The 14,997-nt window shown below is 61.0% G+C and carries 18 protein-coding genes; 11 read left to right on the plus strand and 7 right to left on the minus strand.

Annotated features, from left to right (window positions below; genetic code table 11):
* Window positions 1-66: 66 nt before the first annotated feature.
* From BUB23_RS12710 to BUB23_RS12725, 4 genes are read right to left on the minus strand one after another with little or no spacing between them, the layout of a single operon-like run.
* Window positions 67-1,158: a YheT family hydrolase gene (locus BUB23_RS12710; protein WP_073103550.1), complete on the minus strand. Its 1,092-nt coding sequence runs from the start codon at window positions 1,156-1,158 to the stop codon at window positions 67-69.
* A 10-nt stretch (window positions 1,159-1,168) separates the two neighbouring features.
* Window positions 1,169-1,591: a YybH family protein gene (locus BUB23_RS12715; RefSeq protein WP_073103552.1), complete on the minus strand. Its 423-nt coding sequence runs from the start codon at window positions 1,589-1,591 to the stop codon at window positions 1,169-1,171.
* Window positions 1,592-1,644: 53 nt separating this feature from the next.
* Entirely contained in the window at window positions 1,645-1,857 is a 213-nt protein-coding gene (locus tag BUB23_RS12720) for a zinc-finger domain-containing protein (RefSeq protein ID WP_073103553.1), read from the minus strand.
* A 41-nt stretch (window positions 1,858-1,898) separates the two neighbouring features.
* A complete protein-coding gene (locus tag BUB23_RS12725; protein WP_073103555.1) occupies window positions 1,899-2,819 on the minus strand; it encodes a branched-chain amino acid transaminase in 921 nt (306 codons plus the stop codon).
* Window positions 2,820-3,005: 186 nt separating this feature from the next.
* Between BUB23_RS12725 and BUB23_RS12730 the strand changes: the two genes are divergently transcribed.
* The 3 genes from BUB23_RS12730 to BUB23_RS12740 all read left to right on the plus strand — a co-directional run bounded on the left by BUB23_RS12730 (window position 3,006) and on the right by BUB23_RS12740 (window position 5,724).
* Window positions 3,006-3,770: an AzlC family ABC transporter permease gene (locus BUB23_RS12730; protein WP_084136004.1), complete on the plus strand. Its 765-nt coding sequence runs from the start codon at window positions 3,006-3,008 to the stop codon at window positions 3,768-3,770.
* Window positions 3,767-4,102, plus strand: a complete 336-nt coding sequence (locus BUB23_RS12735; RefSeq protein WP_073103556.1) for an AzlD domain-containing protein — start codon at window positions 3,767-3,769, stop codon at window positions 4,100-4,102. The genes BUB23_RS12730 and BUB23_RS12735 overlap by 4 nt, the downstream gene beginning before the upstream one ends.
* A gap of 236 nt (window positions 4,103-4,338) precedes the next feature.
* Window positions 4,339-5,724 carry a DEAD/DEAH box helicase gene (locus BUB23_RS12740; protein ID WP_073103557.1) on the plus strand — a complete coding sequence of 462 codons (1,386 nt, stop codon included), beginning with the start codon at window positions 4,339-4,341 and terminating at the stop codon, window positions 5,722-5,724.
* Here BUB23_RS12740 and BUB23_RS12745 read toward each other — a convergent pair.
* A complete protein-coding gene (locus BUB23_RS12745) occupies window positions 5,704-6,093 on the minus strand; it encodes a thioredoxin family protein (protein WP_073103559.1) in 390 nt (129 codons plus the stop codon). The two genes, BUB23_RS12740 and BUB23_RS12745, sit on opposite strands and share 21 nt — an antisense overlap.
* Window positions 6,094-6,153: 60 nt before the next feature.
* On the opposite strand from BUB23_RS12745, the gene BUB23_RS12750 reads away from it, so the two are divergent.
* From BUB23_RS12750 to BUB23_RS12760, 3 genes are all read left to right on the plus strand, one after another.
* The gene (locus BUB23_RS12750) at window positions 6,154-6,972 is read left to right on the plus strand and encodes an EI24 domain-containing protein (RefSeq protein ID WP_073103560.1); all 819 of its coding nucleotides are present in this window, start codon (window positions 6,154-6,156) and stop codon (window positions 6,970-6,972) included.
* A 2-nt stretch (window positions 6,973-6,974) separates the two neighbouring features.
* A complete protein-coding gene (locus BUB23_RS12755; RefSeq protein WP_143160982.1) occupies window positions 6,975-7,781 on the plus strand; it encodes a competence/damage-inducible protein A in 807 nt (268 codons plus the stop codon).
* A gap of 63 nt (window positions 7,782-7,844) precedes the next feature.
* A complete protein-coding gene (locus BUB23_RS12760; RefSeq protein ID WP_073103563.1) occupies window positions 7,845-8,657 on the plus strand; it encodes an IclR family transcriptional regulator in 813 nt (270 codons plus the stop codon).
* A 66-nt stretch (window positions 8,658-8,723) separates the two neighbouring features.
* Here the strand turns inward: BUB23_RS12760 and BUB23_RS12765 are convergent, their stop codons facing one another.
* Window positions 8,724-9,470: an IclR family transcriptional regulator gene (locus tag BUB23_RS12765; protein ID WP_073103564.1), complete on the minus strand. Its 747-nt coding sequence runs from the start codon at window positions 9,468-9,470 to the stop codon at window positions 8,724-8,726.
* 99 nt (window positions 9,471-9,569) lie between these two features.
* On the opposite strand from BUB23_RS12765, the gene BUB23_RS12770 reads away from it, so the two are divergent.
* The 5 genes from BUB23_RS12770 to BUB23_RS12790 are packed head-to-tail and all read left to right on the plus strand — an operon-like array spanning window position 9,570 to window position 13,448.
* The gene (locus BUB23_RS12770; RefSeq protein ID WP_073103565.1) at window positions 9,570-10,745 is read left to right on the plus strand and encodes a thiolase domain-containing protein; all 1,176 of its coding nucleotides are present in this window, start codon (window positions 9,570-9,572) and stop codon (window positions 10,743-10,745) included.
* A 4-nt stretch (window positions 10,746-10,749) separates the two neighbouring features.
* Complete coding sequence (locus tag BUB23_RS12775; RefSeq protein WP_073103567.1) at window positions 10,750-11,166, plus strand: Zn-ribbon domain-containing OB-fold protein; 417 nt, start codon at window positions 10,750-10,752, stop codon at window positions 11,164-11,166.
* Entirely contained in the window at window positions 11,156-11,821 is a 666-nt protein-coding gene (locus BUB23_RS12780) for a 3-oxoacid CoA-transferase subunit A (protein ID WP_073103568.1), read from the plus strand. The genes BUB23_RS12775 and BUB23_RS12780 overlap by 11 nt, the downstream gene beginning before the upstream one ends.
* 3 nt (window positions 11,822-11,824) lie before the next feature.
* A complete protein-coding gene (locus BUB23_RS12785; RefSeq protein ID WP_073103570.1) occupies window positions 11,825-12,475 on the plus strand; it encodes a 3-oxoacid CoA-transferase subunit B in 651 nt (216 codons plus the stop codon).
* Between the two features lie 4 nt (window positions 12,476-12,479).
* Entirely contained in the window at window positions 12,480-13,448 is a 969-nt protein-coding gene (locus BUB23_RS12790; protein ID WP_073103572.1) for a Bug family tripartite tricarboxylate transporter substrate binding protein, read from the plus strand.
* A 169-nt stretch (window positions 13,449-13,617) separates the two neighbouring features.
* On the opposite strand, the gene BUB23_RS12795 is transcribed toward BUB23_RS12790, so the two are convergent.
* A complete protein-coding gene (locus tag BUB23_RS12795) occupies window positions 13,618-14,598 on the minus strand; it encodes a tripartite tricarboxylate transporter substrate binding protein BugD (RefSeq protein ID WP_073103574.1) in 981 nt (326 codons plus the stop codon).
* Window positions 14,599-14,997: the final 399 nt, after the last annotated feature.

The raw sequence follows: 14,997 nt of genomic DNA on the forward strand, positions 1-14,997 counted from the left end.
TGCTTGGTCCGCGCGCTCGAATTCGGATGCGCCGAAGGTGAGTATTGGGATTAGCCAGACAGGACACTAGGCGCCGGTCTCGAAGAAACGCGCCAGGCGCGTGGGCAGCCAGCCTATGTGGCCGGGAAAGCTCCCGGTAACGAAACCCACGTGTCCGCCTTCGGCCGGCTGGTGCAATACGACCCTGGGCGAACAGTCGTGCGAGCCGGGCAGGGAGGGCTCGGGAATGAAAGGGTCGTTCCTGGCGTTGAGCACCAGCGCCGGCACGGCTATGTTCTTCAGTTGCGGCTTGCTTGACGCCCGCGTCCAGTAATCCAGCGCGTTCTTGTAGCCGTGCATGGGGGCGGTGTACATGTCGTCGAACTCGCGCAGGCTTTTGACCTGGCTCAGGCGCAGGGCATCGATGTTGCCCGGAAAGCGCTTGGCTTTTTCCAGGGTCTTGGTTTTCATGGTCTTGAGGAAATTGCGCGAATACAGATGCTTGCCCAGCCAGGTTTCTGACAGGCGGGTGCCGCAAGCGACCAGGTCCAGGGGCACCGAGACGGCGGCGCAGGCGGCCAGCCACGCCATGGCCGCGCCTTTCTCGCCTATATGCTTGAGCATGGCGTTGCCGCCCAGGGACACGCCGACGGCGTGCCAGCGGGCATTGGGCAGGCGCTGGCGCACCGTGTCGAGAATGAACCCGATATCGTCGGAATCGCCCGAGAAGTAGGCGCGCGCCATGCGGTTGGGAAAGCCCGAGCAGCCGCGGAAATGGGCGATGACCACCATCCAGCCGCGCGCCCGGAAATGCTGGGTGATGGCTTGCGCATAGTGGCTGTGGCTGCTGCCTTCGAGGCCATGGAAAAGCACCAGGGCGGGGCTGTCGGTGGCGGTGGGCAGAGTCGCCCAGTCGTTATCCTGCATCCAGCGCCGGGCGGCGGTATGGGCCAGGCGGCTGTCGGGGCGGGACGCCGAGCCATTGGCCAGCTTGTCTGAAAACAGCCCCGGGCCGGTCCAGTCCAGGTCGAGGAAATCGCCGTCGGGCGTATCGATGCGTTCGCGGACGAAAGAAATGTGGTGATAGCGCGCGGCCAGCGCGCCATAAAGCGTTTGCAGATGGCCGCTGGGCAGCCACGCAGGGGTAGGGCAGGGAGAAGTGTCTATCTGTGCTGTCACGTACCGGCTTTCAGTGCAAAGTGTCGGGGCGATCCTGCAAGCCGAGCTTGTCGATGTCTTGCGGAGCATGTGAGGCGTGATGCAGTATCATTTTCCATCCCGCCCGGCCTTTGTGAAAAACGTTGGTGGTGTAGCAGTTGGCAGTCTTGTCGCCGTCCGGGGTCTTGAGCACGATCTGCTCTATCAGCACATGCACCGAACTCATCGCGCTGGACATGGCCATGGGCCGCAGCGTGTTGACCGCCATGGGCCCGTTGCCCAATATTTTCTGCCAGGCGCTCTGGACGGCGTCGTGGCCGACCAGGCGCATGCCGCCCGGGTGCACGCAGACGATTTCTTCGTCGTCGGACCAGACGCGCATCATCAGGGCGAGGTCCGCTTTCTGAAGCGCCTCGTAGAAGGCCTGTTCAGCTTCTTGTGGAGTCGTAAACATAAAACAGCAACCGTTGGTTATTGCCCCGCGCCGCCGGCGGCGCGGGGCGTCGATTAATGCCCGTGAACCTTTTCGCCTTCTTTCAGTTCATAAGCGGCGCCGCAATACGGGCAAATCGCCCTGCCGGTCTTGACGACTTCGATGTAGACGCGCGGATGCATGCTCCAGACGGGCGCATTCGGCCCGGGACAGTAGACGGGCAAGTCCTTGGCTTCGACGAAAATGGTTTGGTCATGCGGAACGACGGATTTGGGGGCGCTGCTCATGGTGTGTCCTAAGGATGGGGTCCGGTACGGCCGGACGGATTTTATACCTTGCTTAGCCAGTGGTGGTATTTGGCGTTCTTCCCGTTTACCACATCGAAGAAGGCTTGCTGCAACTTTTCGGTAATGGGGCCGCGGCTGCCTGCGCCGATAACGCGGCGGTCGACCTCGCGTATGGGCGTGACCTCGGCCGCCGTGCCGGTGAAGAAGGCTTCGTCGGCAATGTACAGATCGTCGCGGGTAAGGCGCTTGGTCAGCACGGGTATGCCCAGGTCGGCCGCCAGGGCATGAATGGTCGAGCGCGTGATGCCGGTAAGCGCCGAGGCGATTTCGGGCTCGCACAGCACCCCGTCCTTGACGATGAAAATATTCTCGCCGGAGCCTTCGGCGACGAAGCCGTCGGTGTCCAGCAGTATGGCCTCGTCGTAGCCGTGGTCCAGGGCTTCGGCGTTGGCGATGATCGAATTGGCGTAGGTGCTGGCCACCTTGGCGCGCGGCATGGTGACGTTGACGTGCTGGCGGGCGTACGACGAGATTTTCACCCGTATGCCCTGCTGCAGCGCTTCTTCGCCCAGGTATGCGCCCCAGGGCCATGCCGCTATCGCGACATGGACTTGCGCGCCCTTGGGCGAAACCCCCATTTTTTCAGAGCCGTAGAACACCAGCGGGCGGATATAGCAGGATTCCAGCTCGTTGGCGCGCACCACTTCGAGGTGAGCGGCGTTGATCGCGTCCCTGTCGTAGGGCATGGCCATCTGGTAGATGTGGGCCGAATTGAACAGCCGCTTGGTGTGGTCCTGCAGGCGGAAGATGGCCGTGCCGATGTCGGTGTTGTATGCGCGCACGCCCTCGAAAACGGCCAGGCCGTAATGCAGGGAATGGGTCAGGACATGGGTCGTGGCGTCGCGCCAGGGCACCAGCTTGCCGTCATACCAGATAAAACCATCGCGATCGGACATGGACATTCGGCTCTCCCAAAGTTGAGGCTTGATTGTAGCAAGGGCGGCGGCCTTACAATAATCCCTTTTCGAAAACTTGCGTCCCACGCTTGGCGGCGCCGCAGGCGCCCCTGAATGGTGGCGGAGAGGCTCCGGGCGACAGCCCGGATTTCTTCACTTGGCTCGGTGTTGTGGCATGCCTTGCGGCTTGCCATGTTGTGTAAGGTATGCGCAGTGGTGAAGAATAGATTTTTTTCCAGTTTTCCCGGCGCCCAGGCCAGGCGCGACTTCGGGAAGGGGCTGGGCGACGTTCTGACCGCTCTGGTCGCCGTGAGCACCTGGGGCTTTGTCACCGGTATCGCGCTGGTCAAGTCGGGCCTCACCGAAAGCATGGCGACGTTGATGACCTTGCTGGTGTACGCCGGTTCGGCCCAGTTGACTGCTTTGCCGCTCATGGAAACCTTGTCGCCCTTGCTGCTGATTTTCGTGGCCGGCCTCTTGGTGAACATCCGCTTTCTGATCTTCGGCGCGGCGCTGCAGCCTTTTTTCCGCCATCTTTCCTGGCCCAGGCGTTTATTCCTCGGATTTTTCTCCAGCGATATCGCTTTCGTGCTGTTCATGGGGCGCTACGGCGACAGCAAGCTCAAAGGTAGCGGTGAACAGCTTTGGTATTTCCTCGGGCTTATCGTTCCCTGCTGGTTCGCCTGGAATCTTTCGTCGCTGCTGGGCATCTACCTGGGCGGGCTGGTGCCGGCGTCGTGGTCCCTGGAGTTCGCGGCGATACTGGCGCTGATGGCTATCATCATTCCCCTGGTCCAGACGCGGCCCATGGCCATGTGCCTGCTGGTGGCCGGCCTTATCGCCTGGGCCGGCCAGCCATGGCCCCTGCGGCTGGGGCTGGCGGCGGCGGTGGCCGGCGGTATCTTCGCGGGCGTGCTCAGCGAGCGCCTGCAGCGCAAAAACAGGAAATCCCCATGACCGGCGACCTGGATTACGATCTGTACATACTCGGGGCGATCCTGGTTCTCGCCTTGTGCAGTTTGCTGACCCGCGCGGGCTATTTCGTGTTTGGCGACTACTTTCCCCTCAGCGATCCGGTGCGCCGCGCCTTGCGTTATGCGCCCACCGCGGCCCTGATCGGCATCGTGGTGCCCGAGCTGCTGCCATGGAGCCCCGCCGCCGGCCTGCAACTGGACATCAAGGTGTTCGCCGCGCTGTTCGCCATCCTGATTTACTGGCGCACCCGCAGCACCTTGATGGTGATAGTAGGGGGGATGGTCTCTTTCTGGGTGCTGCGCGCCTTGCTTTAGGCTTTCTTTAGGTATTCTTTGGGCCATTTTCAGGGCTTTTCATGGCTCGCGGGCGTGGGGAAGGCGGCGCCTGGGCCGGTGAAACCGTATGCTTTTAACGACACTCTGGGGTATTTAAGGCCTGGCACGGCCGTCGGGCCACGCTAATTACAGATCCTCGTCCGCACTGCGTTAAAATAATTGGGTTATAAAAGCTACACGCGGGGTACTCCTGCGCCGGGCGCAAACCACTTTCAATGACAGACACTACAAACACACGCATCGATACACCTGCCGCCACTTTTTCCGATTTCGGCCTGCATCCCAGCATTCTCCTGGCGGTCGCCGCAACCGGATACACCATACCGACGCCCATCCAGGCTCAAGCCATACCGATAGTGATGGATGGCCGCGATGTGATGGGGGCCGCGCAAACGGGAACCGGCAAGACGGCGGCCTTTACCCTGCCTATCCTGCATCGCCTGATGCAGTTCGCGAGCGCCAGCGCATCGCCGGCCCGCCATCCGGTGCGCGCCCTTATCCTTACCCCCACGCGGGAATTGGCCGACCAGGTGTCCGACAGCGTCATCGAATACAGCAAATCGACGCCTTTGCGTTCGGCCGTGGTGTTCGGCGGGGTGGATATCGGCCCTCAGCGCGACGCCCTGCGGCGCGGCTGCGAGGTCCTGATCGCCACGCCGGGCCGCCTGCTCGATCATGTCGAGCAGAAAAATGTCAATCTCGGCCAGGTCGGCATATTGGTGCTGGATGAGGCCGATCGCATGCTGGACATGGGCTTCCTGCCCGATCTCGACCGCATCATGCGTTTGCTTCCCGCCAAGCGCCAGGGCCTGCTTTTCTCGGCGACATTCAGCAACGAGATCCGCAAGCTTGGCCGCACCTACCTGAACAACCCCGCCGAGATCGAAGTGGCGGCGCGCAATGCCACGGCTGACAACGTCACCCAGGTCGCCTATGCGATGCCCAGCAGCGAAAAGCGCGCGGCCGTCGTGCATCTGGTCAAATCGCGCGGGTTCAATCAGGTCATTGTGTTTTCCAATACCAAAATCGGCACCAGCCGCCTGGCGCGCGAGCTTGCCCGCGACGGCGTCAAGGCCGAATCGATACACGGCGACAAAAGCCAGCTCGAGCGCATGAAGGCGCTCGAGGCGTTCAAGGCCGGCGAACTGGAAGTCCTGGTGGCGACCGACGTCGCCGCGCGCGGCCTGGACGTGGCCGGCGTGCCTTGCGTGATCAACTACGATCTTCCCTACAACGCCGAGGACTACGTGCACCGTATCGGCCGCACGGGCCGAGCCGGGGCGTCGGGCGAGGCGATCGCTTTCTTTGCGCCGGAAGAAGAACGGTTCCTGCTGGACATCGAAAAGCTGATCAAATTCAAGATACCGCGCGCCCAGCTGAGCCTGCCGGCGCCGGTGCGCCATGCGCCTGCGAGCGCCCGCGGCGAGCGCCGGCCATATTCATCCGGCGCGTCATCGACGCGCAAGCCGGTGGATGATTTTTTCTCCCGGCCTTATGTGGCGTCGGCCTCCGCATCGAGCGGCGCTTCCGATATTGCCAAGTCCGGCGCCCCCGGCCCCAGCAAGAAATCGGTCGGCGTGCTACTGGGCGGCAGGCATTAACAGCGTTTGAAGCAAGGCCGGCCCGCTATCCACAACGGGCGTGGCGTCGTCCATGTGGCTGATCAGGCGCTCCAGATGGCTGATATAAGGCAGCAGGGTTCCATAGAACAGGTTCCCCCGGGCGCTTTGTATCAGCACGGTCGGGAAGTTCTCGACGTCTTCATCGTCCAGCAGTTCAGGGCTTTCTTCGATATCCACCCACACGAAGGTATGCTGCGGCCATTGCTGCGCCAAGGCGTCGAAGCCTGGCCGGTACTGAGTGCAGGTGTCGCACCATGCGGCGCAATAGCAGGCGATGACCATGCCCTGCGCCTGCTCCAGGCGGGCGCGCAGCGCTGGCGCATCATATTGGGGATCGAATACTGGCATAAAGACAAATGGCCTCTGGTTTGACTATGATAGTCATGTCATTAATTCTAGACTTGCGCAATGAGCAATAACTTCAATCTGGCAGTCCGGGCCCGGCGGCCCGCCGCAACCGGCATGTCTGCCGTGGGCGTGGCGTTCAAGCGGGCGCTGGTGTCGCAGTGCCACCCCAAAATGCTGGCGGCCCTGCTGCTGCCCTTCATCATCGCCTTGCTCGGGGCCATTATATTGCTTTGGGCATTCTGGGAGCCCCTGACTGGATGGCTCAACAGCGAGGCCGCCAACTGGGAGTTCGTCAATCAGATCGACCAATGGATGCTGGCCATAGGGCTGTTTTCCATAAAGCTGTACCTCATCCCCCTGCTTGCCGCCGGCATCCTGTTGCCCATGTCCGGGATACTGGGCTTGGTGATAGCCGCCGTTTTCGTCATGCCTATCGTGCTGCGCCATCTCGAGGCGCGCGAATACCGGGGGTTGACGCGCCAGGGCCAGTACAGCACTGCCGTGGGCGCATGGAACGCCGTCTGGGTGGGTGTTTTGTTCGTCCTGGCGTGGCTGCTGACCATGCCCTTGTGGCTGATCCCGCCGCTTCCGATGCTGCTGCCCGTCGTCTTGTGGGCGTTCGCCTTCACCCGCATGCTGCGCGTCGACGCCATCGTCGAGCATGCCAGCGCCCAGGAGCGGCGCCTGCTGTGGCGCCGGCACAACCGCCAACTGTGGCTGATAGGCTTCTGCCTCGCGCTGATCAATCTGTTTCCTCCCGCCTGGCTGTTCCTGCCGGTGTTTTCGGCGCTGGTGTTCGCCCATTTCAGCCTTGAAGCACTGCGCCAGCTGCGCGCGCAAACCGTCATCGATGCCGAACCAAACAGAACAAGGCCATGATTATGCATACTGCTGCGAACCCCAAGGTGCGACTGATCATCATCGGTGACGAAATCCTTTCCGGCCGGCGCCAGGACAAGCATTTTTCCAAGCTGATCGAGCTGTTGTCGCAGCGTGGCATGCAGCTGGCGGGCGCTGAATTCGTCTCCGACGAGCGCGACGTCATCGCCGCCACGCTGGCGCGCAGCTTCGCGACGCCGGATATCGTGTTCTGTTGCGGCGGCATCGGCGCCACGCCGGATGACCAGACGCGCCAGGCGGCGGCGCAGGCGCTGGGTGTCGAACTGGCATTGCATCCCGAGGCCGAGCGCCTGATCGCCGAGCGCTGCGCCGACAACGAACGCCGCGGCCAAGGCAGCGCCGACATGTCCTTGCCTGAAAACCAGCAGCGCTTGCAGATGGGCGTGTTTCCGGCCGGCGCGGAAATCGTCCCCAACGCCTACAACAAGATACCGGGCTTCTATATCCGGAATCACACATTCATGCCGGGCTTTCCCGTCATGGCCTGGCCCATGATGGAATGGACGCTCGATACCCGCTACCAGGCGCTTCATCACAATATCACCCGCGTGGAGCACTCCTTCCTGGTCTTCAAGCTGCCTGAATCGCGCATCACGCCCGCGCTGGAAGAACTGGAAAGAAAGTGGCCGGGCGTCAAGGCCTTCAGCTTGCCCAGCATGGGCGAGACCGGCCATGCCCATATCGATCTGGGCGTCAAGGGCGAGCCCGGGGCGGCGGCCGAAGCCCTGGCCTATTTGCGCGCCGAGGTCATCAGGATAGGGGGGCAACTTGCCCCGCCGCAAAAATAAATCTTGCCAGAAGGATGGTTTTTTTCATATTATGGAATTGTTGCATTGCGACATAACCTGATCATGCCTAGAACCTCTACTCTTTCTTCCGCGCCCGCCAGCGTATCGGCCGTCAGCGGCTCCCCCATCACCATCCAGGTGCTGGAGCGGGCCATGCGCCTGCTGGATGTCCTGGCGCGGCATTCGGATCCGGTCCCGCTCAAGGACCTCGCCGCCACCACCGGGCTGCATACCTCCACGACCCACCGCATCCTGAACGACCTGGTGGTGGGGCGCTACGTGGAGCGGGTCGACAGCGGCTTGTATCAACTGGGCATGCGGCTGCTGGAGCTGGGTTCCCTGGTCAAAGGCCGCCTGAACGTGCGCGAGGTGGCGATCGAGCCCATGCGCGAACTGCACAAGATAACCGGCCAGACGGTCAACCTGTCCTTGCAGCAGGGGGACGAAATCGTCTACATCGAGCGCGCATGGAGCGAGCGCTCGGGCATGCAGGTCGTGCGCGCCATCGGCGGGCGCGCGCCCCTGCACCTGACTTCTACCGGGAAGTTGTTCCTGTCGGTCAGCGATCCGCGCCAAGTGCGCGCCTACGCCATGCGCACCGGCCTGGCCGGCACCACGCGCAATAGCATTACGCAAACGGAACAGCTGGAGCGCGATCTGGCGCTGGTGCGCCGCCATGGCTATTCGCGCGACAACGAAGAATTGGAGATGGGCGTCAGGTGCATCGCCGCCGGCGTGTACGACGACACCGGCAAATTGCAGGCCGGCCTGTCGATTTCGGCGCCCGCCGAGCGCATGCGCGACGAATGGATACCCATTCTGCTGCGCACCGCCGCCCAGATATCCGAGGCGCTGGGCTACGAGGTCGATCACTGACGGGCTATGGCCGCGGGCCTTGTCGCGCGCGGTGTCCGCCTGCACGGCCGAAGCTCCGATAGCGGATCAGGAGCGGTAGGGGGAAATCCCGCCCAGGTCTTCCGAAAGTTCGAACGCGGTCCGCTTCATTTCCGGAACCAGCTTCTCGACTATGCTTTCATTGAAGCGATACAACGGAATGACGACCGAGATCGCGCCCAGCAGCGTGGTGCCTCTGGAAAAGACGGGGCATGCGATAGCGGCGCTTTCGGGGTCGCGCTCGCCTTGCGTTACCGCGTAGCCCAGCCGCCGGATCGCTTCATAGCGTTCACCCTGGGCCGCGTCGCCAATCGCGCGGATGACGTGGCCCGCCGCTCCCACATCCAGCGAGAACTGTTTTCCCTCGACTACGTGCATGCGCACGGCCCGGTGTGGCTGCACGTGATGCAAGCAGACGCGCTGTTCGCCCTCTCTTACATACAGGCCGGCGCACTCGCCGGAAACGGACACCAATTGCCTCAGGCGCGGCAGCACATAGTCCGCCAGGCTGAAGGATCTGCGGTACATCTCGCTGAGGATCAATACCTTGGGCCCGACGACATACCGCCCATCCGCCAGCCGCTTCACGAAACCGGCCAATATCAGCGAGTCCAGCAGCCGGAGAATGGTGCTTTCATAAAGGCCGGTTTCAGCCGCCAGCATGGAAAGCGTGAGACCGTCTTCCGATGATTCAAACGCCCCCAGGATCTGCAACGCCCGGTTCACGGCGGCCACGCCCTCTTTCTTTGCCGGCTCAACAAGGGTTTTCCCTGGTGTCTTTTCTTTTTTCGTCATAATAGAATTCGTTTCTGAAATTATATTTTAATAGAAATTTATTCTATTAAATAGGCGAGATTGCCTGCTGGCAATAAGAATAATCTGGAAACTCTACTCATGGCCACTAGCCACCGGAACAAGGCATGCATTATCGGCGCCTACGAGCACCCGACGCGCCACGCCCCGCATACGACTGTTGCGCGACTGCATGCGGATGTGGCGATGGGCGCGATACAAGACGCGGGCATCGCGAAAAACGACATTGATGGCTATTTCTGTTCGGGCGATGCGCCGGGGATGGGGCCGACCTCTCTGGTCGAATACCTGAACCTCCAGACCAAATATGTCGATTCGACCGACGTTGGAGGCGCATCGTATCTGAATCTGGTCAATCATGCGGTTCGCGCCATTCAGGAGGGCAAATGCTCCGTGGCGCTGGTGACGCTGGCCGGCCGCCCCTTGAGCGAAGGAGTCGCCACGGGGCTCAAGCCCAAGGTCCGCAGCCCGAATCAGCCGGATTATCCATGGGAGCAGCCTTATGGCATGGCCAATGTGGCGGGCTATGCCATGTGCGCCATGCGGCATATGCATGAATACGGCACCACCCAAGAGCAGCTCGCAATGATCAAGGTGGCCGCGTCCCATCACGCGCACCATAATCCCAACGCGAAGCTGCGCAAGATACTGAGCGTGGACGATGTGCTGAATTCGCCCGTCATCGCCGACCCCCTGCATCGCCTGGACTGTTGCGTGATTACCGACGGGGGAGGGGCGGTCATTGTCGCCCGCCCGGAAATCGCCCGCAGCCTGAACAGGCCCGTCGTGCGCATCAGAGGCGCAGGAGAAACGGTGAAGCATCAGAGCGGGGGTTATATCGATCTCACATACTCGGGGGCCGCCTGGTCCGGCGCCGCGGCGTTCGAAGAAGCCGGTGTTGCGCCCCGGGACATCCAGTACGCGTCGATATACGACAGCTTCACCATAACCGTGCTCATGCTGCTGGAAGACCTCGGCTTTTGCAAGAAAGGCGAAGGCGGCCGCTATGTGCAGGACGGCAACTTGATTTCGGGGATAGGGAAGCTTCCTTTCAATACCGATGGCGGCGGCCTATGCAACAACCATCCGGCCAATCGCGGCGGCATGACAAAAATCATAGAGGCCGTAAGGCAGCTGCGCGGTGAAGCGCATCCCGCCGTACAGGTACCCAATTGCGAGCTGGCGCTGGTGCAGGGAATAGGGGGGATGCTGGCGACGCGGCATGGAAGCAGCACGTTAATCCTTGAGCGAGATTAGAAATATGAGTCCGGCGGAAAAAGAATACTCGGCGCCCATTGTCGATGAAGATTCCGGCCCTTTCTGGCAGGCCGCCAGCGAAGGCCGGCTCCTCATCAAATACTGCAACGCTTGTGAAAAGCCGCATTGGTATCCGCGGCCCAGGTGCCCATTCTGTCTTGGCGAGGACACCATATGGCAGGAGGCCGCCGGGACGGGCGCGATCTATTCATACAGTGTCATGAGGCGGGTGGCAAAGCCTTATGTCGTGGCGTTTGTCTCGGTCGACGAGGGCCCGAGCATTTTGACCAATATCGTGGATTGCGACATCGACCGGCTGCATATCGGAATGAAGGTGGCAGCGGCATTTCGCCCGGTGGAGGGTGGAGCAATTCTGGTTTTTCGGCCAGTAGAAGAAGGGTGGCAAGGGCATGATGGATAAAACGATCTCCTCATTCGCGGAAGCAGTGGAGGATGTGCATGACGGGGCGTCGGTGATGATCTCCGGATTTGGAGGAGCCGGCCTGCCCGCGCATCTTATCGAGGCTGTGTTGGAAGCAGGCGTGAAAGAGTTGACGATCATCAGCAATAACGCCGGCAGCAAGGGTCTGGGCATCGCAAAGCTCGTCAAGGCGGGCCGGGTGCGCAAAGTGGTTTGCTCCTTTCCGCGCCAGCCCGGTTCCGATGAATTCGATCAGATGTACAGGAAAGGAAAGCTCGAGCTCGAGCTGGTTCCTCAAGGAACACTGGCCGAGCGCATCCGCGCCGGGGGCGCGGGAATCGGCGGGTTCTTCACACCGACCGGTGTAGGAACGGAACTTACGGCGGGCAAGGAAATCCGGACCATCAACGGCCTGGACCAGGTCCTGGAGTACGGCCTGACCGCCGATTTTGCGCTGATCAAGGGAAACCTGGCGGATCGCTGGGGCAACCTGACCTATCGCGGCACCGCCCGGAATTTCGGACCCGTCATGGCGACCGCGGCGCGATGCACCATAGCGCAAGTCAGCCATGTGCTTCCCTTGGGCGATATTTCTCCGGAGCATGTCGTCACGCCGGGTATTTTCGTTGATCGGGTCGTCGTTTCAGGAAGGTGATATATGGCAAAAAGTTATGTACCGAGGACGTCCGGGCAGATGGCCAGGCGGGTCGTTGAAGACATACACGATGGCGCGTATGTGAATCTGGGCATCGGCCGCCCCATGCTGGTGGCGAACCACCTGCCGCCGGACAAGGAAATTATTCTGCACAGCGAAAATGGCGTCCTGGGAATGGGCGAGATCGCCGTGGGGGACGATGCGGATCCCGATTACGTCAATGCGGGGAAGCAATCCATCTTGTTGCGGAAGGGGGCGGCGCTGTTTCACCATGCCGACTCGTTTTCGATGATACGGGGGGGCCACATAGACATCTGCATACTTGGCGCGTTTCAGGTTTCCGAGAGAGGCGATCTGGCGAACTGGCGCACCCTGGACGAGGCCGCGATCCCCGCCGTCGGCGGCGCGATGGATCTGGCCAAAGGAGCGAAACAGGTTTTCATCATGATGGAACACTTGACCAAGGACGGACAGTCGAAACTGGTCAAGAGCTGTTCCTACCCCTTGACGGCGATGGGGGTGGTAAAGAGGGTTTACACCGACTTGGCGACATTGGAAATCGGGGATAACGGTTTCCGGCTCGTCGACAAGGTGGCAGGGCTTTCACATAACGAACTGGAGTCTATCTCCGGGTTGACCATACAGGAGACGTAGTTTTATGCAATCTTGGACTATAAAAAAAGTAATCGCGGCGGCTTCGCTCACCGTTGTCGGCGGTATCGCATCTGCCGCTTATCCCGACCGGCCCATAACCATGGTCGTGGGTTTCTCGCCGGGCGGGACGGCCGACAGCACCGCGCGCATACTGGCCGAGTCGATGGGTCCATTGCTGGGCCAGTCCATCATCGTGGACAATAAAGCTGGCGCGAACGGGAATATCGCCACATCGTTCGTGGCGCGCGCGGCGCCGGATGGATACACGCTGTTTGTGACCTCGATCGGGCATGCCGTGAATCCCGCCATGTATAAAAACGTCACGTACGACCCCATCAAGGACTTCACCCCTATCGGGCAGGTGCTGACCGCGCCCAACATTATGGTGGTTCCCAAGAGCTCGCCGTTCAATAATGTCAAAGAGCTGATCGACTATGCGAAAAAGAATCCCGGCATGCTGAATGTCGCCTCATCGGGAGTGGGTACGTCGGTGCACCTGTCCGCGGAGCTTTTCAAGCAGTTGGCGGATGTGGACGTCACCCATGTCCCTTATAAGGGCACCGGCACCGCCATGCCCGATTTGCTTGCGGGGACTACCCAGCTGATGTTCCCGAATCTGCCCAGCGCCTTGCCTCACGTAAAACGCGGAGATCTGAAGGCATTCGGCGTTACGACGAAGCAGCGGTCCAGCGCGGCGGATGACATTCCAACCCTCGCGGAAGCTGGCGTTCCCAACTACGATATGTCGACGTGGTACGGAATGATCGGGCCGGCCGGCATGAGCAAGGATGTCGTCGCACGCCTGAACGAGGCGCTGCAGAAAGTCTTGAACGACCCCTCCGTCCGGGCGAGGATGAATTCGCAAGGAGCCGACCCCGCGCCCGGCAGCCCCGAAGAATTCGGAGCTTTTATTGAACAGGAGACCGGGAAGTGGGCCAGGCTCGTCAAGGAATCGAAGCTGGAAATCAACTGACGCCGGCGCATCGTGGGTGTTCGCGGCGCCCCGCCGGTGCGGGGCCCGCCATCTGAACAAATAAAAAGGCCGGGTCTTGCGCAATGCAGGACCCAGCCCCTATAAGAAAGAACGCTCGGGTTTCAGAGGCTAGGCTCAAAACCCGCGGCGGCCGGTTGCCGGAACCGGCTTATTGCGGTTCCAGGCCGGCTTTCTTGAACATCTCGGCCCATTGCGGAACCTGTTGGTCGACTTTCTTGGTCAAGGCTGCCGGATTGGCTTCGTCGGCCAGGACGGTGGCGCCCAGTCCGGCCATGCGCTTCTGGAACTCGGGGCTGGCCAGGCCCGCCTGCAGCGCGGCGACCAGCTTGTCCGTGACGGGTTTCGGGGTGCCGGCGGGGGCCCACATGCCGTGCCAGATGCCGACTTCGAAATCTTTATAGCCGGATTCCTGCATGGTGGGCAGGTCGGGCAGCGTGGGGACGCGTTCCTTGCTGGTTACGGCATAGGCCTTGACCGTGCCGGCCTTGATCTGCTGGGAGGTATTGGTGGTCTGGTCGCACATAAGGTCGACCTGCTTGCCCAGCAGGTCATTCATGGCCGGGCCGGTGCCCTTGTAGGGTATGGTCAGCAGGTCCACGCCTATGGCCTGGGTAAACATGGTGCCGCACAGCTGGCTGGCGGCGCCTATGCCCGCATTGGCCAGGGAAACCTTGTCTTTGTTGGCCTTGATGTAGTCGACCAGTTCTTTCATGTTATTGGCGGGGAAATCGGAGCGCGCAATAATGGTCATGGGAACATCGACCACCAGGCCTATGGGCTCGAAGCTGCTTTTCGGATCATAGCCAGGGCTTTTGTACAGCGAAGGGGCGGTGGAGAAACCGATGTGCATCAGCAAAATGCTGTAGCCGTCCGGCTTGGCGCGCGCAACCTGGCTGGTGCCTATGGTGCCGCCGGCGCCGGCTTTGTTTTCGACCACGACGGTCTGGCCCAGGGTGGGGCGCATGGCTTCGGCCAGCGAACGCGCTACGTTGTCGGTCGGGCCGCCTGCCGAGAACGGCACAACCATATTGATGACATGGTCGGGGTAATCGGCGGCCTGCGCGGCGCCTGCCGCAAGCAGGGCGCCGACGAATACAGCGGAACTGAGCTTCAGGGTGCGGTGCTTCATTGCGTCTCCCTTTGCCTGTGAGCAAAGTAAAAGTTGTTAAAAGAATTTTTCTTGTGGAAAAGGACGGTAGGTGTACCACGCTGGATACGCCGCCGCTTTGCGTTAACACAAACGGTTCCCATCCGGAAACCGCTATCATCAAGCTGCCCTGCATGCTAGGGCAAAACGCCGCGGCTGTCGCCTAGGTTTACCCCTTATGGCCTAGGCTTTTTTCCGGATATTCCTTGTGTTTTCCGTCGCTTGGCTATTTTTGCTGCAGTGCAGCAAATAATGCTTGACATCATTTTCGAATCAGGTAGAATTCGTTTTGTGCGATGCAGCATGGAAGGTTTTCACAGGTGTAGGTGATTTGCTTAGCCTTCTTTATTTTTTACGCTTGAACCCCCTAGTTCAATTATC

This window comes from Pollutimonas bauzanensis (assembly GCF_900129885.1).
GTDB classification, from domain to species: Bacteria; Pseudomonadota; Gammaproteobacteria; order Burkholderiales; family Burkholderiaceae_B; genus Pollutimonas; species Pollutimonas bauzanensis.

Bases quoted from the DNA above. Each gene is read 5' to 3' on its own strand.
- BUB23_RS12715 (WP_073103552.1), bottom strand. From the start codon at position 1,591: ATGTTTACGACTCCACAAGAAGCTGAACAGGCCTTCTACGAGGCGCTT.
- BUB23_RS12720 (WP_073103553.1), bottom strand. From the start codon at position 1,857: ATGAGCAGCGCCCCCAAATCCGTCGTTCCGCATGACCAAACCATTTTC.
- BUB23_RS12725 (WP_073103555.1), bottom strand. From the start codon at position 2,819: ATGTCCATGTCCGATCGCGATGGTTTTATCTGGTATGACGGCAAGCTG.
- BUB23_RS12730 (WP_084136004.1), top strand. From the start codon at position 3,006: ATGTTGTGTAAGGTATGCGCAGTGGTGAAGAATAGATTTTTTTCCAGT.
- BUB23_RS12735 (WP_073103556.1), top strand. From the start codon at position 3,767: ATGACCGGCGACCTGGATTACGATCTGTACATACTCGGGGCGATCCTG.
- BUB23_RS12740 (WP_073103557.1), top strand. From the start codon at position 4,339: ATGACAGACACTACAAACACACGCATCGATACACCTGCCGCCACTTTT.
- BUB23_RS12745 (WP_073103559.1), bottom strand. From the start codon at position 6,093: ATGCCAGTATTCGATCCCCAATATGATGCGCCAGCGCTGCGCGCCCGC.
- BUB23_RS12750 (WP_073103560.1), top strand. From the start codon at position 6,154: ATGAGCAATAACTTCAATCTGGCAGTCCGGGCCCGGCGGCCCGCCGCA.
- BUB23_RS12755 (WP_143160982.1), top strand. From the start codon at position 6,975: ATGCATACTGCTGCGAACCCCAAGGTGCGACTGATCATCATCGGTGAC.
- BUB23_RS12760 (WP_073103563.1), top strand. From the start codon at position 7,845: ATGCCTAGAACCTCTACTCTTTCTTCCGCGCCCGCCAGCGTATCGGCC.
- BUB23_RS12765 (WP_073103564.1), bottom strand. From the start codon at position 9,470: ATGACGAAAAAAGAAAAGACACCAGGGAAAACCCTTGTTGAGCCGGCA.
- BUB23_RS12770 (WP_073103565.1), top strand. From the start codon at position 9,570: ATGGCCACTAGCCACCGGAACAAGGCATGCATTATCGGCGCCTACGAG.
- BUB23_RS12775 (WP_073103567.1), top strand. From the start codon at position 10,750: ATGAGTCCGGCGGAAAAAGAATACTCGGCGCCCATTGTCGATGAAGAT.
- BUB23_RS12780 (WP_073103568.1), top strand. From the start codon at position 11,156: ATGATGGATAAAACGATCTCCTCATTCGCGGAAGCAGTGGAGGATGTG.
- BUB23_RS12785 (WP_073103570.1), top strand. From the start codon at position 11,825: ATGGCAAAAAGTTATGTACCGAGGACGTCCGGGCAGATGGCCAGGCGG.
- BUB23_RS12790 (WP_073103572.1), top strand. From the start codon at position 12,480: ATGCAATCTTGGACTATAAAAAAAGTAATCGCGGCGGCTTCGCTCACC.
- BUB23_RS12795 (WP_073103574.1), bottom strand. From the start codon at position 14,598: ATGAAGCACCGCACCCTGAAGCTCAGTTCCGCTGTATTCGTCGGCGCC.